Annotated in this window: 19 protein-coding genes and 1 tRNA gene; 8 read left to right on the top strand and 12 right to left on the bottom strand. The window is 38.8% G+C overall.

The features are described 5' to 3' along the window. Window positions 1-8: 8 nt before the first annotated feature. Together ilvD and DBR43_RS09955 are read right to left on the bottom strand one after the other, a co-directional pair. Window positions 9-1,706, bottom strand: a complete 1,698-nt coding sequence (ilvD, locus tag DBR43_RS09960) for a dihydroxy-acid dehydratase (protein WP_124580253.1) — start codon at window positions 1,704-1,706, stop codon at window positions 9-11. A gap of 1 nt (window position 1,707) precedes the next feature. After that, on the bottom strand, window positions 1,708-2,598 hold the full coding sequence (locus DBR43_RS09955) for a branched-chain amino acid transaminase (RefSeq protein ID WP_124580251.1): 891 nt from the start codon (window positions 2,596-2,598) through the stop codon (window positions 1,708-1,710). Window positions 2,599-3,388: 790 nt separating this feature from the next. On the opposite strand from DBR43_RS09955, the gene DBR43_RS09950 reads away from it, so the two are divergent. Both DBR43_RS09950 and DBR43_RS09945 read left to right on the top strand, forming a co-directional pair. Next, complete coding sequence (locus tag DBR43_RS09950; protein ID WP_124580249.1) at window positions 3,389-4,093, top strand: LytR/AlgR family response regulator transcription factor; 705 nt, start codon at window positions 3,389-3,391, stop codon at window positions 4,091-4,093. A 68-nt stretch (window positions 4,094-4,161) separates the two neighbouring features. After that, entirely contained in the window at window positions 4,162-4,776 is a 615-nt protein-coding gene (locus DBR43_RS09945) for a hypothetical protein (RefSeq protein ID WP_124580248.1), read from the top strand. A 63-nt stretch (window positions 4,777-4,839) separates the two neighbouring features. Here the strand turns inward: DBR43_RS09945 and atpC are convergent, their stop codons facing one another. Both atpC and atpD read right to left on the bottom strand, forming a co-directional pair. Continuing rightward, the gene (atpC, locus tag DBR43_RS09940) at window positions 4,840-5,082 is read right to left on the bottom strand and encodes an ATP synthase F1 subunit epsilon (protein WP_124580246.1); all 243 of its coding nucleotides are present in this window, start codon (window positions 5,080-5,082) and stop codon (window positions 4,840-4,842) included. A 22-nt stretch (window positions 5,083-5,104) separates the two neighbouring features. Next, window positions 5,105-6,610, bottom strand: a complete 1,506-nt coding sequence (atpD, locus tag DBR43_RS09935; protein WP_124580244.1) for a F0F1 ATP synthase subunit beta — start codon at window positions 6,608-6,610, stop codon at window positions 5,105-5,107. Window positions 6,611-6,849: 239 nt separating this feature from the next. Between atpD and DBR43_RS09930 the strand changes: the two genes are divergently transcribed. From DBR43_RS09930 to DBR43_RS09920, 3 genes are all read left to right on the top strand, one after another. Further along, window positions 6,850-7,755 (top strand): SDR family oxidoreductase, encoded by a 906-nt coding sequence (locus DBR43_RS09930; RefSeq protein ID WP_124580242.1) that lies wholly within the window; start codon window positions 6,850-6,852, stop codon window positions 7,753-7,755. A gap of 11 nt (window positions 7,756-7,766) precedes the next feature. Beyond that, entirely contained in the window at window positions 7,767-8,231 is a 465-nt protein-coding gene (locus DBR43_RS09925) for a redoxin domain-containing protein (protein ID WP_124580240.1), read from the top strand. 108 nt (window positions 8,232-8,339) lie between these two features. Then, window positions 8,340-8,413, top strand: a tRNA-Arg gene (locus tag DBR43_RS09920). Here DBR43_RS09920 and DBR43_RS09915 read toward each other — a convergent pair. Together DBR43_RS09915 and DBR43_RS09910 are read right to left on the bottom strand one after the other, a co-directional pair. Next, complete coding sequence (locus DBR43_RS09915; protein ID WP_124580238.1) at window positions 8,403-9,947, bottom strand: recombinase family protein; 1,545 nt, start codon at window positions 9,945-9,947, stop codon at window positions 8,403-8,405. The two genes, DBR43_RS09920 and DBR43_RS09915, sit on opposite strands and share 11 nt — an antisense overlap. 46 nt (window positions 9,948-9,993) lie before the next feature. Further along, window positions 9,994-10,209, bottom strand: a complete 216-nt coding sequence (locus DBR43_RS09910) for a hypothetical protein (RefSeq protein WP_124580235.1) — start codon at window positions 10,207-10,209, stop codon at window positions 9,994-9,996. 508 nt (window positions 10,210-10,717) lie between these two features. On the opposite strand from DBR43_RS09910, the gene mobC (DBR43_RS09905) reads away from it, so the two are divergent. Genes mobC (DBR43_RS09905) through mobC (DBR43_RS09895) form a run of 3 tightly spaced genes read left to right on the top strand, consistent with a single transcriptional unit; the run spans window position 10,718 to window position 14,466 of the window. After that, window positions 10,718-11,125: a plasmid mobilization relaxosome protein MobC gene (mobC, locus tag DBR43_RS09905; RefSeq protein ID WP_124580233.1), complete on the top strand. Its 408-nt coding sequence runs from the start codon at window positions 10,718-10,720 to the stop codon at window positions 11,123-11,125. Next, on the top strand, window positions 11,110-12,387 hold the full coding sequence (locus tag DBR43_RS09900) for a relaxase/mobilization nuclease domain-containing protein (RefSeq protein WP_124580231.1): 1,278 nt from the start codon (window positions 11,110-11,112) through the stop codon (window positions 12,385-12,387). The genes mobC (DBR43_RS09905) and DBR43_RS09900 overlap by 16 nt, the downstream gene beginning before the upstream one ends. Before the next feature lie 9 nt (window positions 12,388-12,396). Beyond that, a complete protein-coding gene (mobC, locus tag DBR43_RS09895; protein WP_124580229.1) occupies window positions 12,397-14,466 on the top strand; it encodes a conjugal transfer protein MobC in 2,070 nt (689 codons plus the stop codon). A 165-nt stretch (window positions 14,467-14,631) separates the two neighbouring features. Here mobC (DBR43_RS09895) and DBR43_RS09890 read toward each other — a convergent pair whose 3' ends face one another. The 6 genes from DBR43_RS09890 to DBR43_RS09865 form a co-directional block, all read right to left on the bottom strand. After that, window positions 14,632-14,859 (bottom strand): hypothetical protein, encoded by a 228-nt coding sequence (locus tag DBR43_RS09890; protein WP_124580228.1) that lies wholly within the window; start codon window positions 14,857-14,859, stop codon window positions 14,632-14,634. Window positions 14,860-15,198: 339 nt separating this feature from the next. Further along, window positions 15,199-15,699: a CHRD domain-containing protein gene (locus DBR43_RS09885; RefSeq protein ID WP_124580226.1), complete on the bottom strand. Its 501-nt coding sequence runs from the start codon at window positions 15,697-15,699 to the stop codon at window positions 15,199-15,201. A 228-nt stretch (window positions 15,700-15,927) separates the two neighbouring features. Next, window positions 15,928-18,741, bottom strand: a complete 2,814-nt coding sequence (locus tag DBR43_RS09880) for a M16 family metallopeptidase (RefSeq protein WP_124580224.1) — start codon at window positions 18,739-18,741, stop codon at window positions 15,928-15,930. 594 nt (window positions 18,742-19,335) lie between these two features. Next, window positions 19,336-20,592 (bottom strand): DUF418 domain-containing protein, encoded by a 1,257-nt coding sequence (locus tag DBR43_RS09875; protein WP_124580222.1) that lies wholly within the window; start codon window positions 20,590-20,592, stop codon window positions 19,336-19,338. Then, window positions 20,573-21,112, bottom strand: a complete 540-nt coding sequence (locus DBR43_RS09870; protein WP_124580220.1) for a class IV adenylate cyclase — start codon at window positions 21,110-21,112, stop codon at window positions 20,573-20,575. The genes DBR43_RS09875 and DBR43_RS09870 overlap by 20 nt, the downstream gene beginning before the upstream one ends. A 205-nt stretch (window positions 21,113-21,317) precedes the next feature. Continuing rightward, window positions 21,318-21,923 carry a GNAT family N-acetyltransferase gene (locus DBR43_RS09865; protein WP_124580218.1) on the bottom strand — a complete coding sequence of 202 codons (606 nt, stop codon included), beginning with the start codon at window positions 21,921-21,923 and terminating at the stop codon, window positions 21,318-21,320. Window positions 21,924-21,943 lie beyond the last annotated feature (20 nt).

Below are 21,943 nucleotides of genomic sequence, written 5' to 3'. Positions count from 1 at the left end.
TCGGTTAATTAGTGAGTGTAGGCATCGGTAACGCAGCCCTCACTGGCATCGCTTACCTGTTTCAGGTACTTGTAAAGGACGCCGCCTTTGACGGGTGGTGGCAACTGTTTCCAAACGGCTTTACGTTTTTCCATTTCCTCTTCGGTAATGTCCAGGTGTAAAGTGTTGTTTACCGCATCAATGATGATCGTATCGTTGTCATGTACAAAAGCAATATTTCCACCGTCCCATGCTTCCGGAGTGATGTGTCCTACTACGAAACCATGTGTACCTCCGGAGAAACGTCCGTCCGTAATCAAGGCTACCGATTTTCCCAATCCTGCACCAATAATGGCCGAAGTTGGTTTTAGCATTTCCGGCATTCCCGGTGCTCCTTTAGGACCTACCTGTCTGATCACCACTACGTCACCTTTTTTCACCTTTCCGCTCTGGATTCCGGCGATCAATGATTTTTCTCCTTCGAACACCCTTGCCGGACCTTCAAATCTTTCTCCTTCTTTACCACTGATTTTGGCTACTGAGCCTTTTTCGGCGATATTGCCATATAACATTTGTAAGTGACCCGTTGCTTTTACCGGGTTGGTTACCGGAAGGATTACTTTTTGTTGATCGAAATCCAGATCAGCAGCATCCGCTACATTTTCAGCCAGCGTTTTTCCGGTTACTGTTAAGCAGTCGCCATGAATTAAACCTACTTTCAACAGGTATTTTAATACTGCAGGAACACCACCGATTTCATGAACATCTTCCATCAGGTATTGTCCGCTTGGTTTCAAATCTGCCAATACCGGAGTGTTATCACTAACGGCTTGGAAATCTGCTAATTTTAAGCTTAGTCCTACTGATTTTGCCATGGCAATTAAGTGCAATACCGCATTGGTAGAACCACCTAAAACCATTACCGTTACAATCGCATTGTGGAATGCTTTTTCGGTCATGATGTCTGAAGGCAGGATGTTTCTTTCCAATAAAACACGGATGGCTTTACCTGCATCTAAACATTCTTTTCTCTTTTCCTCGCTCAATGCAGGATAAGAAGAACTGTATGGCAAACTCATGCCCAATGCTTCGATTGCTGAAGCCATGGTATTTGCGGTATACATTCCACCACAGGCACCGGCTCCAGGACAGGTGTTGCGAATAATGCCCTGATAATCTTCTTCATCTAAAGTACCTGCCAGTTTCTCGCCAAGGGCTTCAAATGCAGATACGATATTTAATGATTTTCCTTTATATTTTCCGGAGTGGATACTTCCACCATATACCATGATCGATGGGCGGTTTAAGCGGCCCATTGCCATGATCGAACCCGGCATATTTTTATCACAACCGGGTAAAGCAATTACGCCATCGTAATATTGTCCACCGCAAATTGTCTCAATAGAATCTGCAATTACATCTCTGGAAACCAGCGAATAACGCATTCCATCTGTTCCGTTTGACATGCCATCGCTTACGCCGATGGTGCTGAAGGTTAAACCGACCATTCCGTTATCCCAGACCCCGTCTTTAACAATTTTTGCTAAATCATTGAGGTGCATGTTGCAGGTATTTCCATCGTATCCCATACTGGCAACACCGACCTGTGCCTTGTCCATATCTTCCTTGGTCAGACCAATTCCATATAGCATGGCTTGCGCTGCAGGCTGGGTTGGGTCCTGCGTGAATACTTTACTGTAGCGGTTTATTTCTGGTGATTGTGACATATTATATGATTACTTCGTAATTTTGCTTTTCTAAAACCAAACATTTATAAGTGCGTTGTATCGTGGCACCAACACTGTCGTTCCAACGGATTGGGAACTGATATTCGTCAACCGAAGCAATACCTGCAATTTCTGTAGCTGTTCCACAGAAGAAAGCGCTGTCTGCATGTTTCAGGTCTTTTACCGTCAGGTGTTTTTCTACCAGTTCGATGTCCAGTATACGGCATAATTCTATGACGGTAGCACGGGTGATTCCGGCCAGAATATTGCCAAGAGGAGGGGTGTATAGCCTTCCGTTTTTTTCAATAAAAATATTTGCTCCGGGAGCTTCCGCGATGTTGCCGTTCATATCTAACAACAAGGCCTCATCAAATCCTTTGCGTTTTGCTTCGGTGGTAGCCAGGATGGAATTCACATAGTTACCACTCACTTTAGCTTCTATAGGTGTAGATTTTGGATTTGGACGCTCATAGCTGGAAATGCAAACTTTTAATTGCTGATTTCCAAGGTAAGCTCCCCATTCCCAGGCACAGATCATGATCGAAACATCTGTAGCAGCAACCAATTGCATATTTGGTGCGGCATATACCAACGGGCGGATGTATGCGTCTTTTAAGTTGTTTAATTCCAGTAGTTTATAGGTTTGTTTGATCAGGTTGTTGATGTCCCATGGAAAAGGCATATTTACGAGTTCAGCAGATTTTTTTAACCTTTCAAAATGCTCTCTGATCTTAAATACACGGGTTCCGTTATGGGTATGGTAAGCCCTGATCCCTTCAAATACAGCGTAGCCATAATGGAGCGATTGCCCGTAGATATCGGCGGTTGTGTTGGCGGCTTTCTGGAACTTGCCGTCTAAGTATAACACTGTATTTGAATTGTGGTATTTCATTTTGGTTGTAGATTGATGTTTTGTTCTTTTTATTGGTTCATTAAAAAAGCGCCACTTGTGGGGGGCGCTTGCGTATATTTTTTTATTAAATATTCATTTACAGCGCCTTATCCCTCTGAATAATCAGCAGAAGAATCACATTAATAATGACAATAATTAAGGCGGTGCTAATAAGGTTCATTTTGTTCTTTATTTGTTGTTGCTTTATAAATCCAATTTAGGCTTTGGCTTCTACACTTCCAATAGCCAGTTAAAAATAATTGAAAAAAAATATTATTCTTATATTTTTTGTAATATACAAATATTATTCTTGATTTATTGTGTTTTTAATATCTTTAATTGGTCGCTACTATACCAAATATGAAATCGGTATTCGGTATGGGTCTTATGCAAGCATTGTAATTTTGTCGATTTTCTTCCTGAAATGTGGAAAACCCCGAAAAATTTGGTAAATTTTGTAAGAATTCGGGACATAAAAAAAGCCCTGTTATCAGCTGGGGGTATTCGCTGAAGCAGGGCTATTGGGAAATTATTAAGGGGGATCTTTTTTCTGAATTAACTTTATTACTGATGGTTAGTCTTAAAGTAAATTTATGGGAATCGGTTATCGTGCAAATATTTTCTACATCGATTTGATGATTCCCGGTATCGATTTGATGTTATTTAAGAATTATTGCCCTTTTGGCGTAACAAAACGAAAAATAATACGACTAATGTTTATAGTGGAGCCGGATTAAGTACATTCAATAGGGGATGGAGCTTGCCTGGGAAATAAGTAACCTTCTTGTGTATGATTAGATGTTTAGTGTTAGACGATGAACAGCATGCTGTAGACCTCCTTGTGTCTTACATTAAACGCGTTCCATTTTTGGAACTGGCTTACAGTTCAACAGATCCCCTGGAGGCGCTGGCATTTTTGAATACCGCCGATGTAGACCTGATCTTTTCTGATATTGAAATGCCTGAGTTATCTGGCCTGGAATTCACAAAGGCGCTGCGTGGAAAGCATCATGTCGTCTTTACCACCGCATATAGTAAATTTGCAATGGAAGGTTTTGAACATGATGTACTTGATTTTCTGCTCAAACCCATCATCTTTCCCCGATTCCTAAAAAGTGCTCAAAAGGCCATGACATTGATGTCTGGGTTAGACAAGCCGAAAGGGGAGGAGGAGCGGAAGGATTATTTCTTCGTGAAGACCGAACAAAAAGGAAAACTGATCAAAATCAACTTTGATGAGATAGACTATGTAGAGGGCATGCGTAATTATGTGGGAATCTATAAAAACGGGGAACTGGTACAGGCCTTAATGAATATGAAGGACCTGGAATCGCTGCTACCTATGGCTCAGTTTGTCCGCGTACATAATTCTTATATCATCCGTATTTCCAGAATCCAGATGATAGAAGGAAATGTGGTCCGTCTGAAGAATGTAAATGGTGCGATTCCAATTGGCATTACTTACAAAAATGCTTTCATGGATAGAATAAAATAGCCGGACCACTAGTCCCTGCTTCGTTTTCAATTGTATATAAGATATAGGTGTAACCATAATTATATACATTGAAAGTAAACATTAAACTAAAGAAGGTCTTAGACCTGTTGAAAAAGAAGCCGGCAATATTGGCAATTGTAATCATTTGTAATTCTTCTGCTATCGCCCAGGTAGATATCGGCTATAAACTTGGTGGCGTTTCTACAAATGTCAGGGGCAATCCTAATTTTTCAGATAAGAACCGCATTAGCTATCAGCTCGGTCTGTACCTGAATCTTGATCCATTACCCTTCCTGAGTCTGCAAACTGAGGTCTTGTATAACCGGACCCGGGTACAAAATATAGTGGCTTTCGATGGGCTGAAGACTGGTATGAAAGGAATGGGCTATTGGTCTGTACCTGTTCTGTTCCAGGTTAACCCTTTACCTTTTCTGCGTATAGGTGCAGGACCGCAATGGAATTTCCATACCAACCGGTATAAATACAGGATAGATGAAAATCAGCAGGCATTTAAGAATTTCATGTCATTGGCGCTCGATGCGGAAGTCAAAGTAAGTGGCTCTACCCGATTGTACATTCGGATGAATAAAGGAATTGAACGTTTCGAGAATATCGCTGATGGGAAGAATGGCAAGATCAACCGCTGGGAGTTCGGGATTCAGCGGTCTTTAATGAAGAAGTGATTTTACAAGACAAAAAAAAGGATGTCTCTGCAGACATCCTTTTTATATATTATGCTTTAAATATTAAGCTACCCCTTCGGCCAGGACAATAATCTTATTTTTCAAAACCTCAACCACACCACCTTTAATTACAAAGGTCTCTTCACCGGTTTTGCTTTTAATAATTACTGGTCCATCTTCTAGGGTGGAGATAATAGGCGCATGGTCTTTCAAAATTTGAAAAGAACCCATAGTACCCGGTACCGTAACCGCGGTTACTTCGCCTTCAAAGACTTTTTTATCTGGTGTTAATATTTCTAGTGTCATATTCAAAGTATAAGCGCTTTAATTAAGCGTTTGCTTCAGCTAATAGTTTCTTACCTTTTTCGATTGCATCTTCGATACCACCTACCAAGTTAAATGCAGCCTCTGGATATTCATCAACTTCACCATCCATAATCATGTTAAATGCTTTGATGGTATCTTTAATGTCAACAAGTACACCTTTTAAGCCTGTAAACTGCTCAGCTACGTGGAATGGTTGAGATAAGAAACGTTGAACACGACGCGCACGGTGAACGATTAATTTATCTTCTTCAGATAACTCGTCCATACCAAGAATCGCGATGATATCCTGAAGTTCTTTATAACGTTGTAAGATTTCTTTTACGCGTTGAGCAGTGTTATAGTGCTCATCACCTAAGATCGCCGGAGATAAGATCCTTGAAGTTGAATCCAGTGGATCCACCGCAGGATAAATACCTAGCTCAGAAATTTTACGGGACAATACAGTTGTAGCATCTAAGTGGGCAAACGTTGTAGCCGGAGCCGGATCCGTTAAATCATCCGCAGGTACATAAACCGCCTGAACAGATGTAATTGATCCACGTTTAGTGGAAGTAATACGTTCCTGCATTAAACCCATCTCTGTTGCCAAAGTTGGTTGGTAACCTACCGCAGAAGGCATACGACCTAAAAGTGCAGATACTTCAGAACCTGCCTGAGTGAAACGGAAGATGTTATCAACGAAGAAAAGGATGTCTTTTCCAGCGCCTTCGCCATCACCATCACGGAAGTATTCAGCAACGGTTAGTCCTGATAAAGCCACACGAGCACGTGCTCCAGGAGGCTCATTCATCTGACCGAATACCAATGTTGCTTTAGAATCTTTTAATTTTTCTGTATCAACCTTGCTTAAATCCCATCCACCTTTTTCCATTGAATGAAGGAACTCATCACCATAGTTGATTACACCAGATTCGATAAACTCACGTAAAAGGTCATTACCTTCACGTGTACGCTCACCTACACCGGCAAATACAGATAAACCAGCATACGCTTTCGCGATGTTGTTTACCAATTCCATGATCAATACTGTTTTACCTACACCCGCACCACCGAACAAACCGATTTTACCACCTTTTGCATAAGGCTCTAATAAGTCGATTACTTTGATACCTGTAAATAGTACCTCTGATTCAGTTGATAGCTCATCGAACTTAGGAGGAGCATTGTGGATTGGTCTTCCGCCGGTTTTATCAATCGTGTTGATCCCGTCGATAGCCTCACCTACAACATTGAATAGACGACCTTTAATCTGATCACCAACAGGCATTTTGATAGGCGCACCAGTATCTAATGCTTTCATGCCACGAACTAAACCATCGGTCGAGTCCATTGCAATTGCACGTACGCGGTCTTCACCAAGATGTTGTTGAACTTCTAAAACGATCTTCTGTCCGTTTTCTTTTTCAATCTCTAATGCAGAGAAAATTTGAGGTAAATGAGCATCGTCAGCAAAACTCACGTCAACTACCGGTCCTATAATCTGCGCTATTTTTCCAATGTTAGGCATATATTGTTTTGGGTAAAATTATAAATATCAATTTGTTAAAGGCTGTTTTATAAGCCCACAATTCGGTTTGCAAAGTTAAGATTTTCCAACATAAATTACATATATAAATAAAAAGTTTTTCCACAGTTTTTAAATGAATAATTTAGCAGGTATAAAACGGGGTTCAGACAGCGGCTTTTTGAGGGTAAAAAGCGGTTTTTTTGAAGGATACATTCGTTGTTAAAAAGAAAAAAATATTGATGAAAACTATATTAGTAACAGGAAGTAACGGCCTTACAGGGCAGAAGATCACAGAACGGGTACTGGCGACAAAAGATTTTAACCTCATTGCAACGTCGAAAGGGGAGAATCGTTTCCCTGTTAAAGAAGGATATATTTACGCGGAAATGGACATCCTGAATCCGGCAAATGTGGCAGAAGTCGTAGCGAAATACAAACCGGATGCGATCATTCACACTGCAGCAATGACGAATGTGGATACCTGTGAGTCGCAAAAAGAGCTGGCACGTGAACTAAATGTCGGCGCTGTGGAAACCTTAATTCAGGTTTGTAAGGAGTTCGATATACAGCTGGTTCATTTGTCTACAGACTTTATTTTTGATGGGGCCAACGGACCTTATGATGAGCTTGCTCCGGCATGCCCTTTAAGTTATTACGGACAAACGAAATTAGAAGCCGAAGAAGCGATCATCGCTGCAGCTGGAAAATGGGCAATCCTTAGAACCATCATTGTATATGGTATTGTCAGTGACATGAGCCGTAGCAATATTGTACTATGGGCAAAAGGTGCTTTGGAAAAAGGAGAGCCCATTAATGTGGTAAATGACCAGTGGCGCATGCCAACCCTGGCAGAAGATCTTGCAGACTGCTGCTTACTTGCAGTAGTTAAAAATGCACAGGGCGTTTATAATGCTTCCGGAAAAGACATGATGAGCATCTCTGAGCTGGTTGGAAAGGTAGCCGATTTCTGGAACCTGGATAAAAGCCTGATCAAAGAGATCAGCGCAGAAACTTTAAACCAAACCGCTAAGCGTCCGGTGAGAACAGGATTCATCCTGGATAAAACAATTCGTGATCTTGATTATCAGCCAAGGAGTTTCCAGGAAGGATTAGCGATATTAGATGAGCAGTTAAAGGATAAATAAATATAAATATTATGGCATTACAAGTTGGCGATCAAGCCCCGGATTTTAAATTATTCAGCTCAGACCTGAAAGAAGTAGCGCTATCTGATTATAAAGGTAGAAAACTGGTTGTTCATTTCTTCCCACTGGCTTTTACAGGCGTATGTACTGCACAGTTGTGTACAATGAGAGATAGCTTTGGCTATTATGAAGGAATGAATGCCGATGTAGTGGGTATCTCCGTAGATTCTCCCTTCACTTTGGCTAAATTTAAAGAAGAACAAAGTTACCAGTTCCCTTTATTGTCTGATTTTAACAAAGAAACCTCTAAAGCATTTGGTGCTTTGTACGAAGAATTTGCTTTCAATATGAAAGGAATCTCTAAAAGATCGGCTTTTGTGATTGATGAAGAAGGAAAAATTATTCATTCAGAAGTATTGGAAGATGCAGGTAATATGCCTGATTTTGATGCGATTAAACGCTCAATAGAAGCATAAGCGCGGGTTTGTCCGATTGAAAATGTTGATTTTTTTTAAATAAAATTTGTAAAATCAATTTCAAACACTACTTTTGCAGTCCGTTAACGAAACAACGAAAACGGAAATGCATTTGTAGCTCAATTGGATAGAGCATCTCACTACGGATGAGAAGGTTTGGGGTTCGAATCCCTACAAGTGCACAAGGCCGGAGTAAAAACTTTCAAGAAGTTTAACTCCGGTTTTTTTATGACGTAACTTATTGTTAATGTGATAGATAAGCAGCGCCGCTTCGTTGATGTTTCCGGTTCGATGTTTTTCGCCATCAAAGACCCATTTTTCTGTAAAGATCGAACCAATAATATACCTTTTGTCTTCAATTTCTGCCTCTAGATATAGTTTAAGTAGGTTTTTTAGGTTTGAAACGGCTTCTTCCAACATATCTTCTATATCTAAACCATGAGATACCCTCTCTGTAAGGTCTTTTAGCTCAGCTTCATACCGCACAATCTTATCCATACTTTCTTTTTTTAGCGAATGGTACTCGGTACTGTTAATGTCCTCAGTTAACAAAAGTTCCCTTGATTTGTTGATACGAACATTCTGCTGACTTATTAGTTCCGCTATTCTTCTGCGCTCAGAAATGTAGAATTTTGAGTCATCATTATAGGAATCCCGTACCACCATTTTAAAGAGTTCGTCCATGCCAGGCCTTGGAATAAATCGCTTCAGTAAACGCTCAAATAAGGTATTAACCATGTCAGCTCTGTAACGAACCTTACATGCTGTGATACAGTGATAGTAGTAGTAATAATGCTTGCGCCCTTTTGAAGCGCTGCCGCAAATGGTTCGACTACAATGGGGACAAGATAAAAAGCCTCTCAGAGGGAGGGAACGGGGAGAAACAACTTTAGCGCCATTAACTCCGATTTTTCTCTTTCTGCTATTTATTACGTCCTGAACCTTATAAAACAAACTTTCGGTAATTAATGGTTCGTGGGTACCATCGACAAGGTACATTTCTTCGTCCTTGAACTTATGTATGGTAATTTTACCACAGTAAACAGGATTTTTAATGTGGATCCAAAAGCTGCTGTTACTGCATTTTAACCCTCTTTCCTTTGCCAGCATCCAAACATGTTCGGTCGCGTAGATTCCCTCGGCTAGTTTTTCAAATGCCCATTTCATATGAGTAGCCTCGGGATTCTGGATTCCAATATACTTTTTACCGTCCTCGGTAATCTTATTCTTATAGCCAGGTGGAGCGACTCCCATCCATCGACCTTCTTTTTTTGCTCTTCTCATCCCATAAGTAACATTCAATGCTCTGCGATCATTTTCAACCTCAGGCATGGACAGATAAACTGCCAAAATGGTTTTACTTTCCGGAACGGACAGATCCAGGGGCTGTTCAATCGCGACCGGGTCAATTGCGTAATCTGTTAATATGCGAATCATTTGATAGGCATCAGCGGTATTTCGGCTAAAGCGATCCCACTTGGTAAACATCACGTAATTGAAATTTTTACCCTTGGTTTTTTTTAGTTCTGCTAATAACTTAATCCATTCGGGCCGGAAGAACGTTTTTGCGGAGTGATCCTCGAAAATTACCTTACCAACCTCAATGTCATTCTTTTCACAATAGACCTGTAGCCTTTCTGCCTGATCTCGTTGAGAAAAGCCTTTGTCTGCCTGTTCATCAGTACTTACCCTGATGTATAAACATGCTCTTTTCATCTAATTTCTCCTTTCTTTTTCATGCTAATTTGTTGTTTAAATTATTTTATCTATAAGACTTACTCTGATTCCCTGCATCTGGTAATGCTTCGCTGGAATCCTTTGTAAGTGCTTGTTTGACTGATAATTTAGCAAATTTGTACATGAAGTCCAAAATAAGTTGAGCTTCAGTTATATTGACATTTGTTCTGTGCTTGCTTAGTATTTCAATCACCTGCTCGGGTACTATTGTTCTATCCTCTTTTAGTTTGAAACCTTTCATGATTTGAATTGATTTACAAGGATGAAAAGATGATCGGTACATATTACACTACTAGAGTGAAATAAATTTTCTGAGAATGTCCACTCAAGACAAAATTTCCTTACTAGTGATAAATTGGTTTTGGTGCTTTACATTTTTGGCTAATAAAATAAAAGCCATGCGTTATAACCAGAATCCAAATGTCAGAGGACGAAAATTTAATGGTAGTCCTCATCTAAAGCTTAAAAAGGTGAAACAATTTCCGCGTCAAAAAATCAGACGGGCCTTGAGAGATTTTATTCCACTGGAACGATTTAAGCAACAACAAAAAACTAGCTGATTGTAGCTGCAGTTGCATCGCTATTTTCTATTTAACAAATTAACCTGAGTTCAAAAGCAGTTTTGGAAGGCGCCTTGTTGTAGCCCGCGTGGTCTAAGCAAAGATGTATTTTCGTCCACGAAAACCTTTTCGGTTGGCCTGTTATTGGCTGCGGAACTTGCCTTCTTTGACTTCTATATGCACATCACTATGCCCAGAAAAAAAACGTCCAGGCCTGAGCAGTTGTTATCCCATTTTATTAGAACCAGGGTTACTCAGACTGTTTTCAATAGACTGGAGAACATCCGCCAGAAAAGTGATTGCCATTCAATCGGAACGGTTGCCAGAAAAATATTGAGCAAAGAAAAGATCACCCTGTTTCACAAAGACATCACCCTTAATGCGACTATGGAAGAACTGGCATTGATCCGAAAGGAGCTAAGATCTATTGGGATCAATATCAATCAGATTACCCGGACTTTCAATCAGGATAAAGTAGCAACACATCGGGCATTTTATGTGCTGAAAGTTGCCAGTTTGTACAAAAAGGTGGATCAAAAAGTAGAAACGCTCTTAACTATAATCTCTAACCTCGCCGGGAAATGGTTGCAAAAATAAGTATCGGGAAAAGCATTCGGGGAATGCTTCACTATAATGAAAACAAAGTGGATAGCGGGGAAGCTACGCTAATTATGTCCAGTGGTTTTGCTGGAGATATCGAAGGAATGAATTTTAATAACAAACTAAAACGGTTTGACCATCTGATTTCTTTAAGGCCCGGTGTTAAAACCAATGCACTCCATATCTCCTTAAATTTTCATTCCACTGAGCAACTGTCTGATGAGATCTTACAACAAATTGCAAACAGTTATATGGAGAAAATTGGTTTTGGAGATCAGCCTTTTCTGGTTTACCGTCATGATGACGCTGCACACATGCATATGCACATTGTAACCACTAATATTACGCGTGAAGGGCGGCGGATTGATCTGCATAATATCGGTCAAAAGCTTTCTGAACCCGCTAGAAAGATAATCGAAGGGGATTTTAACTTGATTAAGGCAGAATCTAAATTATTTAAACAAGAAGCAGGTATTAAAAGGGCTGATGCTGAAAAAGCCAAGTACGGCAGACTTCCAACTAAAGCTGCTATCAATAACGTGATTATACCAGTTGTAAGGAATTATAATTTTCAGTCCCTGACTGAAATGAATGCCATATTACGGTGTTTTAATGTAACGGCGCTTACAGGAGCGGAAAATACCCCTATGTTTCAGAATAAGGGCTTAATGTACTCCTTGCTGGACGAGAAAGGCTTGCCAGTAGGAGTTCCAATAAAAGCAAGCAGCTTCTATACTAAACCCACGCTTAAAAACCTGGAAAAGAAATTTGAATCTGACAGAAAAAAGCGCTTGCCCTTTAAAGCAGACATAAAAAAACGCATTGATCTGCTGCTTTCAATAAAAAAAGGTATGACCAGATTAAGGTTTGAATCTGAAATGAAGAAGCAAGGAATCGATGTTCTAATCAGGCAAAACCAGCAGGGCTTTATTTTCGGGACCACTTTTATAGATCACATCAACAAAGTGGTTTTTAATGGCAGCGATCTGGGTAAAGGGTACAGTGCAAAAGTTTTGACAGAAAGTTTTAACACCCCGAACAAGTTGCCTCAAGAGAAAGACCTGGTTTTACAAACGCCAAAATCAAAGCAGCTACAAAGTGAACCGGTGGTCGCAAGCTATCTAAAGGCACCAGAACCGCTCAATTTTTTAACGCCATTATTGACTAGCACAAGACAGGATCTTGAAATAGGTGTGGCTAAAAAACGTAAGAGACGTAAAAAAAGAGGTCAGAGTGCTGATCAGGAATTAACATTGTAAGCTACAATTATGGATACAGGAGAGGATTCGAAAGGATTACGTAAGATTATTGACTTCAGCAGACTGATTAGCCTGTTTATACTTTGTGTTCATTTTTACATCAGTTGCTACAAGGCTTTTGAGTCTTGGGGCTGGTCGGCTATGATTACAGATCGAATCATTGGTCTTATCGCAAAGACGGGCTGGTTTACCGGTATATTCAAACCCAAATTAGCCGCTTTGCTTTTTTTAGCGGTATCGTTAATAGGTGTCAAGGGAAAAAAACAGGAGAAGATTCAAAAAAACAGCATTGTCGCTTTTATATTGAGTGGTTTATTGGCCTACCTGATTAGTCCGCTGGTTTTCTATTTGCATGGTCAGCTAAGTCTGATCGCTGGTCTGTATATCTCGTTTTCTGCAGTAGGATATTTACTGATACTCTCTGGAGGAACCTGGCTGAGCCGTTTAATTAAAGGCAAACTATCCACTGACATTTTCAATTCTGAGAATGAAACCTTTCCTCAACAAGAACGGCTGCTAGAAAATGAGTTCTCATTTAATCTACCCACAAAATACAGGTTGAAAGGAAAGATCCGTAATGGTTGGATTAACTGTGTGAACCCATTCAGAAGTGTTCTTGTAGCGGGATCTGGTGGAGCAGGTAAAACATATTTTGTGATCCGGCACATCCTGGATCAGCAGATCAAAAAAGGTTTTTGCTTGTTTCTTTATGACTTCAAATTCGATGATTTGACAAAGATGGCTTACAATAAGCTATTAAAGTATTATAAAAATTATGCAGTAAAGCCATTGTTTTATGTGATCAACTTCGAAGATCTCAGCCGTACGCATCGATGTAATCCTCTTGATCCTAATACAATGGTGGACATTACAGACGCAATCGAAGCCAGTCGTACCATCATGATGGGGTTAAACCGGGATTGGTTGAAGAAACAGGGAGATTTCTTTGTAGAATCACCCATCAATTTTTTGACCGCTGTAATCTGGTACTTACGCAGGTATGAAAACGGTAAGTATTGTACCTTACCTCATGTGATTGAGTTGATGCAAACAGATTATGATCCGCTTTTTGTAGTGTTGCAGACTCAGGAAGAAATTAAGGTACTGATCAATCCATTTATTTCTGCCCTGAGAAACAATGCACAGGCACAGCTAGAAGGACAAATTGCCTCTGCTAAGATTGGACTGGCCCGGTTGGCCTCTAAAGAGTTGTACTATGTGCTCTCTGGTAATGACTTTACGTTAGACATCAACAATCCACAGGCACCGAAAATTGTATGTATGGGAAACAATCCGCAAAAAATCGAGACCTATGGTGCGGTGCTTTCTTTGTATGTCAATAGAATGCTGAAGCTGATTAATAAAAAAGGAAAACTGAAATCCAGTTTGATCTTCGACGAATACCCAACTTTGGTGGCTAATTTAATCACTACCATCAGCACAGGCCGATCGAATTTAATTTCATGCACGCTGGGGATTCAATCAATCGAACAGGTCAAAAAGGAGTATGGTACTGAACAGGCGGAAATTATTGCCGGAATATGTGCCAACGTCATCAGTGGTCAGGTGTCTGGAGAGAGCGCCAAAAAATTATCTGAAAATTTTGGTAAGATCATGCAGGATAGACAAAGTTTAAGTATCAATAGTGCTGACACCTCTATTTCTAAATCTACACAGATGGATTACGCCATTCCAGCTTCTAAAATTGCTGCGCTTTCCTCGGGTGAATTTGTAGGAATTGTTGCCGACAGTCCGGATTGCAAGATAAGCCTAAAGATGTTTCATGGTGAAATACAAAACGATCATCAGGCAATTGCAAAAGAAGAAAGAGAATATCAGGATCTTCCAGAGATATCAGATGTAACTGCCGAAGATGTTGAAGATAATTATCAGAAGATCAAATGGGAAGTTTCTAATTTGGTCCATGCAGAATTGTTGAAGCTGAAAGAAAACGAACAATATAAAGGCAAACATAAACCGACTCGAACGACGGATAAAAAGCAGACAATCCGTAAATCTTTGACACCTACCCAAAAGAATAAAAAAAATGATGGTGGAAAAAAAGCAATGTCTTTGTAAAGGCTAAAAAAAGTATTAGGATTGGCAACTTTAAATTTGGGCAGATTGGCCTTCAAGATTAGTCGAACTGCCTTGTGATATTGTCCGCTATGGGCATTGACAAGGCCTGAGGGTGAGTTTATACCATCAGGCCTTTAAATTAGGGGTAAGTTAGGATTTGCTTGCTTATAAGCTCTTTCTTGTTTTTTTTATAGGTTTTGTAGGAGTCGGACTAGCAGGTTTTTGATCTTTCTCGTCTTTTTTTAGCGGTTTTGTTTGTTTAACAGTATCCTTTTTAGGATGTTTAGGATGAGTTTGTGCCATTGCACCCGTTCCAAATGACATTAAAGCACAGATGGCGAGGGATAAAATTGATCCTCTTGAAATGAAACTGAAGTTTAACATGTTTTTCATAATTGTTTAATTTATAGTTGTTTATTGGATTGTTTTGTAAATAGATCTGCGAATTACTGAATTCGGTTTTATATCTTTAGTTATTCACATTTAAATGCTTCAAAAAGGCTTCGCTTCTACTGTGTTAAAAGTTTGAAGGCAAATAGTAGTTACAATGGCTAATAAATAAATCAGACCCGCTAGTCTAAATGGTTATACAATTTATAATTGTTCGGCACGCAAATCACAGTAGAATTCCAACTAGGAAAACCGTTTAGGAGCTCTTCTGATTCCGGCCACGATATTTATCCTTTTGTCGAATTCATTCATCAGATGTTCTATTTTTAATAGCCGATTTTTTTAATTTTTGATCAAAAATATTTTTCCTCTAATTTCTCCGGCAGGAAACTTCACTGATGTCATGTTAACATATAGGTTTCCGTTTAGCAATTCTTTCTCTGACTGATCATTTAGTACTACAGATCCCAGCAGAGGACTTACATATGCAGTACCAGTCTTTTTTAAATTAGCAATTAAACTACCTGGAATTGAGGAATTACCTTGATGTAGGTTAATATTTTCTGGATCCAGTCCGTTAAAGAAGATATTGTAATTTAATGTTTTGGTTGCAGTAATGTATGTCGCTGAAAATATGCCAATAGCTGAAGAACCTGTTTGAGCTAGAATAGCATTGATTGGGCCGGTAAAAGTATATTCTGTCGGTACTTTTACAGGGATGGGTGGATTACTCTTTTTCTTACACGAGCTGAATATTACAAACATACAGAAAGCCGTACTTAGCAGAAGCACCGACCTTTTTAAGGAAATTCCTTTTAATTGGGTTAATCTCTTTGTTAACATAAATGTTGATGTTTTTTATTTTAAATAATTAGTAATGAGTCAAATGTAGATGTCTGTGTGTGCACTTTTTGTTGTAAACTGACTCAAGTTTCCAAAATAATACGCGAACCGATATTTCCCTTTCTTGAACTGATTTTCCATTTATACTGAATGAAAAAAGAAAATCAACTTAGTCAGTTCTTGAAGCTAAATTGATTGTTCCATTAGGTCTAGTTTACATTATTCTGTTTACTTTCCTGACTCAGGTACAAGAACCAATTTGACATAGTTTTGATTGGAAAAGAATCGGATAGCAGTGTCTTTTTGACTCTCAATAGAAAGTTCTTTCTCAATTCGACCCACTTCTGGGAACTTTAATTTTTCTCCGTACATCAATTTTCCTGTGATGTAATCTCTCCAGAAGTCGTTGCTTATAAGGAGACTTGACCATATGCCCTTCTCAGTTGAAATATATTTATTGATTTCGTCAATGCTAGGACCATGCTCTTTGAGGTTTATAATTTCAGCATTAACAAGGAGAATTAGTGCTTCAGTGTTTTTAGGGGCACAGACGAAATTTATAGCGTAGTTATATTGACCACTTGGAAGTTTGTTTGCAATGAGTGAGACGTCTGCAGTGTATATTCCACCTTGATCTTCTCTCAACTTTGTTATCAAACGTGTTTTTAAAATGTTTGACAATGCCCTCATTTGCAGGATGTTCTTAATATGGTAGTCAAATGACCCGCTATATGATAGAAATACTATAGCTTTTGGTTCATTTCCCTTTGCTATTTTTTTTGAGATTCTGCCAGAAGGATACTTGTGTCTAAGATTCCTAATGGTTTCATGACGGTGTAAAGCCGGGATAGCTCCTAGGTATTTGATCAGTAACGGTTTTACAGAATCTACGTTAAAGCTTCCTGTAAGGATAAAGTTCATGCCAGAGACATCAGCAAAACGATCCTTATAAATTTTAAGAATCTTATCGAGGTTTAGTGCGTCAATTCTGGATTCTGGCATTTTCATTTTTCGAAAGTGATAATTTCCCATGACCGCCTGAATCGTATCCTGGAAAATTTGGGTAGGAATAGTCTTGGAAAAATGATTTGTCAACTTAATCTGATTTTTTAAATGAGTGAATGTAGTTGAATCTTTTCTGGGACTAGTTAAATAAAGATAGACTAATTGAAGTGCTGTTTCCAGGTCTTTTTTTGTTGAGGTTCCCTCGATACCTTGGGATATGTCCTCGATATAGGGTGTCACATTCAAGTTTTTTCCAACAAGTATATTTTCTAATTCCAATGGGGAGTGGTTCGCAACTCCGCTCATATTAACCAGATCTGCAGCAAGTCTGCCTTCATAAAAATCGAGATCATTTACTATGGATAGCCCGCCAAGACTGAATCCCCTAAAAACAATTTGATCCTCTTTAAAGTTTGTTGGCTTCAGTAGAATCTTTATCCCGTTAGCTAATATTAGTTCCCTTATTCCAATATCTTCAAGTGACTGCTCTGCAATTATTCTTCCGGGTGGGGGAAGATTATTCATCAATACTAAACGAACAGGTTTTGTTCCCAAATATTTGTCAAGTGGCTTTTGCTCAATCTGTTTGAGCCAATTTAAGAACTGCTGTTCGTTGGGTAGAGTGTGTTTTTGAGAGGTATTGCAAACAATAATGATATCCCTATTCTGTTGCGTAAGGTATTTATTAACAATTTCTAGCTGTATCTCTTCTGCTGTAATTTCAGGGATCATTGTTTTATACATCTGCATCTCATAACCTTGACCAGGAGTGGCTATTCCCTCTAAGAAGTGCGCTAGGCACTCTTTTGCATAGTTTTCAGAAGGTCTTTTGTCTCGTTCTTTATAATTTAGTTCAATTCCGCTCAGAAGGGCGGTTTTAGCTTTTTGTAATTCATATCTGGTAAAGCCGTATTTTTTTATTTTCATGAGCTCAATCCAATATGCTTTTAAAGCATTTTCCAGCCTTTCTCCATCGCAATTCATCCGACTTACAAAGGCATCCAGATTGGCGACAAACTTTCCAATATTTACATTGGCAGCTAGAAAAGGCACTTTATCTTGTGCCAATAATTCATTTATCCTGTTAGTTGCCATTGTATTAAAAAGCTTGCGAAGCAAATTTCGACGAAAATCGTCGCGCGTTTTGAGTTCATTGCGGGGGTGTTTTATTGTAATTTCCACCTGGGTAGTCGGTACCTCGGGGTCAGTTACTGTAACGAATTGATTTTTCCCATCAAGGGGGATAGTGAATTGTGGTCTTATTTTTCTTTCAGAGGGATTTTTAAGATTACTAAATATAGCTACTATCATGTCCTCAACTTCGTTGATATTAATGTCGCCAGCAATTACTATCGCTTGTAGATCAGGGCGATACCAGTCCTGGTAAAAGCTTCTTAAATCTTCATTTTTAAATGATTTTATAACTTCCTGTTTTCCTAAAGGGGGTCTTTGTGCATATATCGATCGGTTAAATAGATAAGGCTTGGTTTTTGCCTTAATTCGCTGTGCGGCCCCTGAATGCTGGCGCATCTCAGCAAGAATGACGCCTTTTTCCTTATTTATTTCCTCATCTTCAAGAGTGATACCCTGAGCCCAATCACGTATGATATAGAATGCATTTTTGAATAACTTTTTGTCATTTATGGGGATGGGTAATTGAAATACAGTTTCATTGAAATCAGTATACGCATTTACATCTGCACCAATACGTACACCCTTATTTTGCAGGTAGTTAATTATTTCCGTTTTAGGGAAATGAACCGTGCCGTTAAATGCCATATGTTCTAAAAGGTGTGCTAATCCCTGTTGTTTCTCAGTTTCCAGAACAGAACCAACCTTATTTATTAGATAAAATACTGCCTTTTTTTCGGGTGTTAGGTTTCTTCGTATGTAATAGGTAAAACCATTGGCCAATTTCCCCATTCTCGTCCCTGTATCAAAAGGAATGATTTGATTAGCCTTCTGACTAAAGGATACATTTTTTGTCATTATTAGACTTACCGTCACTAACATGGCAATGACTGGGTTATTTTTCATAAAAGTTTTACTTAAGGTGAGTAAATTTAAATACTGGGTAAAACGACGCTGTTGATGAAATAATCGTCGCTTTGGAGTATTTGATAAATTTTGGCGTTTATCGCCCCAAAGAATAACTTCAACACGTTATGTTATTCGTCTATAATCGCCGCTTAGCCTGACTATGGGCTCCCCACCCTCAACTAGAGAACTGGCATAAGTCAGGTTTGATGCGGCGTTTAACGTTGTAAAGAACCGTCTGGCGGGAACAAACGCTGAATTTTCCGTTTACGTTAGACAATGTATTGAACTTGTTTATCACTATATCCTTTTTTATTGTGGATTGGATATATAAACTGAATTCTCAGCTCTTTTTTATTTACGAATTTATAATTGACTATTATGATGCGATATTCTATAATATACTTGATGGAATATCTTGTTTTTTTAATGTTAAAGCTTTGGTTTTGAAAGGAACACTTGATCCATTTTATTCTTTACTTTCAATTGCAGTTTATTATTGGAATGTTCTGTCTAAAATTTTTGAGATTAGTCAGATTATCCTTCTGGTATTGTTATTAAGCGATTTGTATGCTTTGCTTTCTTCTAAGACTATTATTCATGATTAGATTTTTTTTGTATCGGGATACGCTTTCCATAGGTAAGTGTTCTCCACAGCCATTCCAATGGGCCATACTGGAACTTGCTCATCCATAGGTTGCTGTAGCAAATTTGACAAAGGAATATACTCAACGAAAGAATTAGGCCATAGCCTGGTGCTACCTTTCCATAAATGCTCAGCCCGTAGAGTGAGCTTGTACAGATGACGGATTGGAGAATATAATTTGTGGCAGCCATTCGACCTACCGCTGCGAATGGTTTTAGTCTGTTTTGCCAGCGTACACTTTGTAAGAGTAAAAGTAATGTTGAGATGTAGAAAATACCCAAAGCTGGACCAGCGATGTAGCTACTGATAAACTGAGTAATGTTGTAGCCGAGACTTTGCGGACTGGCATCCATATAAATGACAGCTTGGGTTGCTGCTGGAAAACCAATTAGAAATGAACCCAATTGAATGTTGCGGATAAAAGATAAGTGCTCTGGTATTCGTTGAAAGATATGACGTTTTCCAGCATAGACTCCTAATAAAAACATCGCAAAGATTTGAGGAAGGATAATCAAATAAGAGATTTTGGCAATCACCAGATCTGTCATGTTTTGTTTCAGAATCTGGATGTAGGAGCCCGTTTGATAAATATGTGTAGCTTGTTTTCCCATTGAAACTATATCTGGACCGTTTACATTGGGGTCAGAATAAAACGCAGACCCGTTCGCTATTGCTCCTAGTACAAATGAAATTACAGGGATGAGTAATAGAGAAAGTGCCCATATCAGTACGCTTCTATAACTCATATGTCGAAAGAAAAGCAAAAAAACTCCGGCAATGCTGTAGATACATAAGACATCGCCAAACCAAATTAAATAAGCGTGAATAAGACCGATCCCCAGCAGGACAATTAAACGACGAAAAAAAAGCATGGCTGGTCGTTTAGTCTTTTGGAAAGCATTCTGAATGAAAATATAGAAGCCCAACCCAAACAAAAATGAGAATATTGAGATAAATTTTCCTTCTGCAGTTAAGCTAATTATGGCAACAATGAATTTGTTTACATTGCCGTTCCAGCTGGAGAACTGGTCCAGATATAGGGCCGGAAAAGAATACAAGCCCATATTAACAATCAATATGCCCATAAGGGCTATTCCGCGTATAATATCCAGTTCAGATATTCTTTTTGGTAATTCCGGGACTTTTTGAGTAGATTTCATTTTCATGATAACTGCCTGGGCATTGTTATTTTCTCTGTTTCTCATCTATTAGTTCGCTGTATGACTTCTCAATTAAGTTCAGCCCATCTGAATTGACTTTATGAAAGCCGAAAAAGGTTAGATATTTTTCACAATGCTGTTTTAAATCTTCATGAGTGTATTTATCGTTTATACCTGTGGCTTCTACTTTTATAAATTTCCCCAACTCTTCCACAGCATCAAAATGAAAAATAACGTTGTCTTTAAGGTATACTCTTCGCATTTTCTTGACCACAGACTTCACTCCAAATTGAGATTGTAATATTTCTTTTAGTGCCAAACTTGGCTTATAGGTAGGAACAACAATGCTCGACTCTTTTATGTGTTTGACGCGATCTTTTTTATACTGAATCAGCTCACTTGTACAATTGGTGTCTCTTAATTTTAGTTGCCCAAATGGTACATTAAAATAGGTGTCGGTCTGATGCTCAGCTCCTACAAAGTAGGGGGAAAGTGTTAATAATTTTGCTTCATGGGGATCCAGATTCTTTACCTGGATTCTAAATTCAAAAATTTTAGTATTCATATGTCAATAGTTTTGTTTTTATTTTTCAATGTCTTTTGACATCGATTGGATGCTGCCATTGGCCCTCTTAGAGAAATAATATCTTAGAAAAAAGGCAATAGAGATCCCTTTCATGGTTGAATAGGAGAATTAACTCTAAACCATAATTTATTGTATTGATGTATTAACTAGATTTAATCGGCGTTAAACCGCCTGGGATTTCTGCTTAAGGGCTTTTCAAAATGTATTTTACTTTTTTCATCATATTATATACTCCTGATGTACCAATAATTTTTGTAATAAAGGGACTCATCAATTGGTATCCGGTGACCTGAAATCCTAATTTTTTATAGAGTTTTTTTGCTCTTGTATTTTCTTTGATTACGTCAAGTCTGATGTATTCAAGTTTCTGTTCTTGAGCGATTACTTCCAATTCGGAAAACAATAATTTGCCTACGCCCATGCCACGAAATGTAGGAGCGACGACAATACCATCCATTAATAGTTGCCCTGGTTTAGGTGTTCTATTAAAAAAGATCTTCATCATCAGCGCTCTATAAGTCCCTTTGAACCATCCAAATTCTTTCCAGAAACAAGATATTTTCAAATCAACAAAACAATGGTTGTCCTGATGAAAACCTGCAAGGCCCATGAGTTCTCCTTCATTAGAGATAGCAGTTATTGCCCAACCTGGATTCATCCCTCGTTGAATTAGCCGGACAATAGACTGCTTGTCTCCTAGTAGGTATATGAATTTATTTTGAAATGCCTCTACATAAATTTTTACTGCTGTTTCAATATGTTCGGGCCTAACGAATCGTTCGGTTTTCATTCCTGTCGGTGATTTTTAGA

Origin of the sequence: Pedobacter sp. KBW06 (assembly GCF_003852525.1) — a bacterium.
Classification (GTDB): domain Bacteria; phylum Bacteroidota; class Bacteroidia; order Sphingobacteriales; family Sphingobacteriaceae; genus Pedobacter.
Note: the sequence above shows the minus strand (reverse complement) of the source record. Positions and strands in the feature narration are given on the sequence as shown.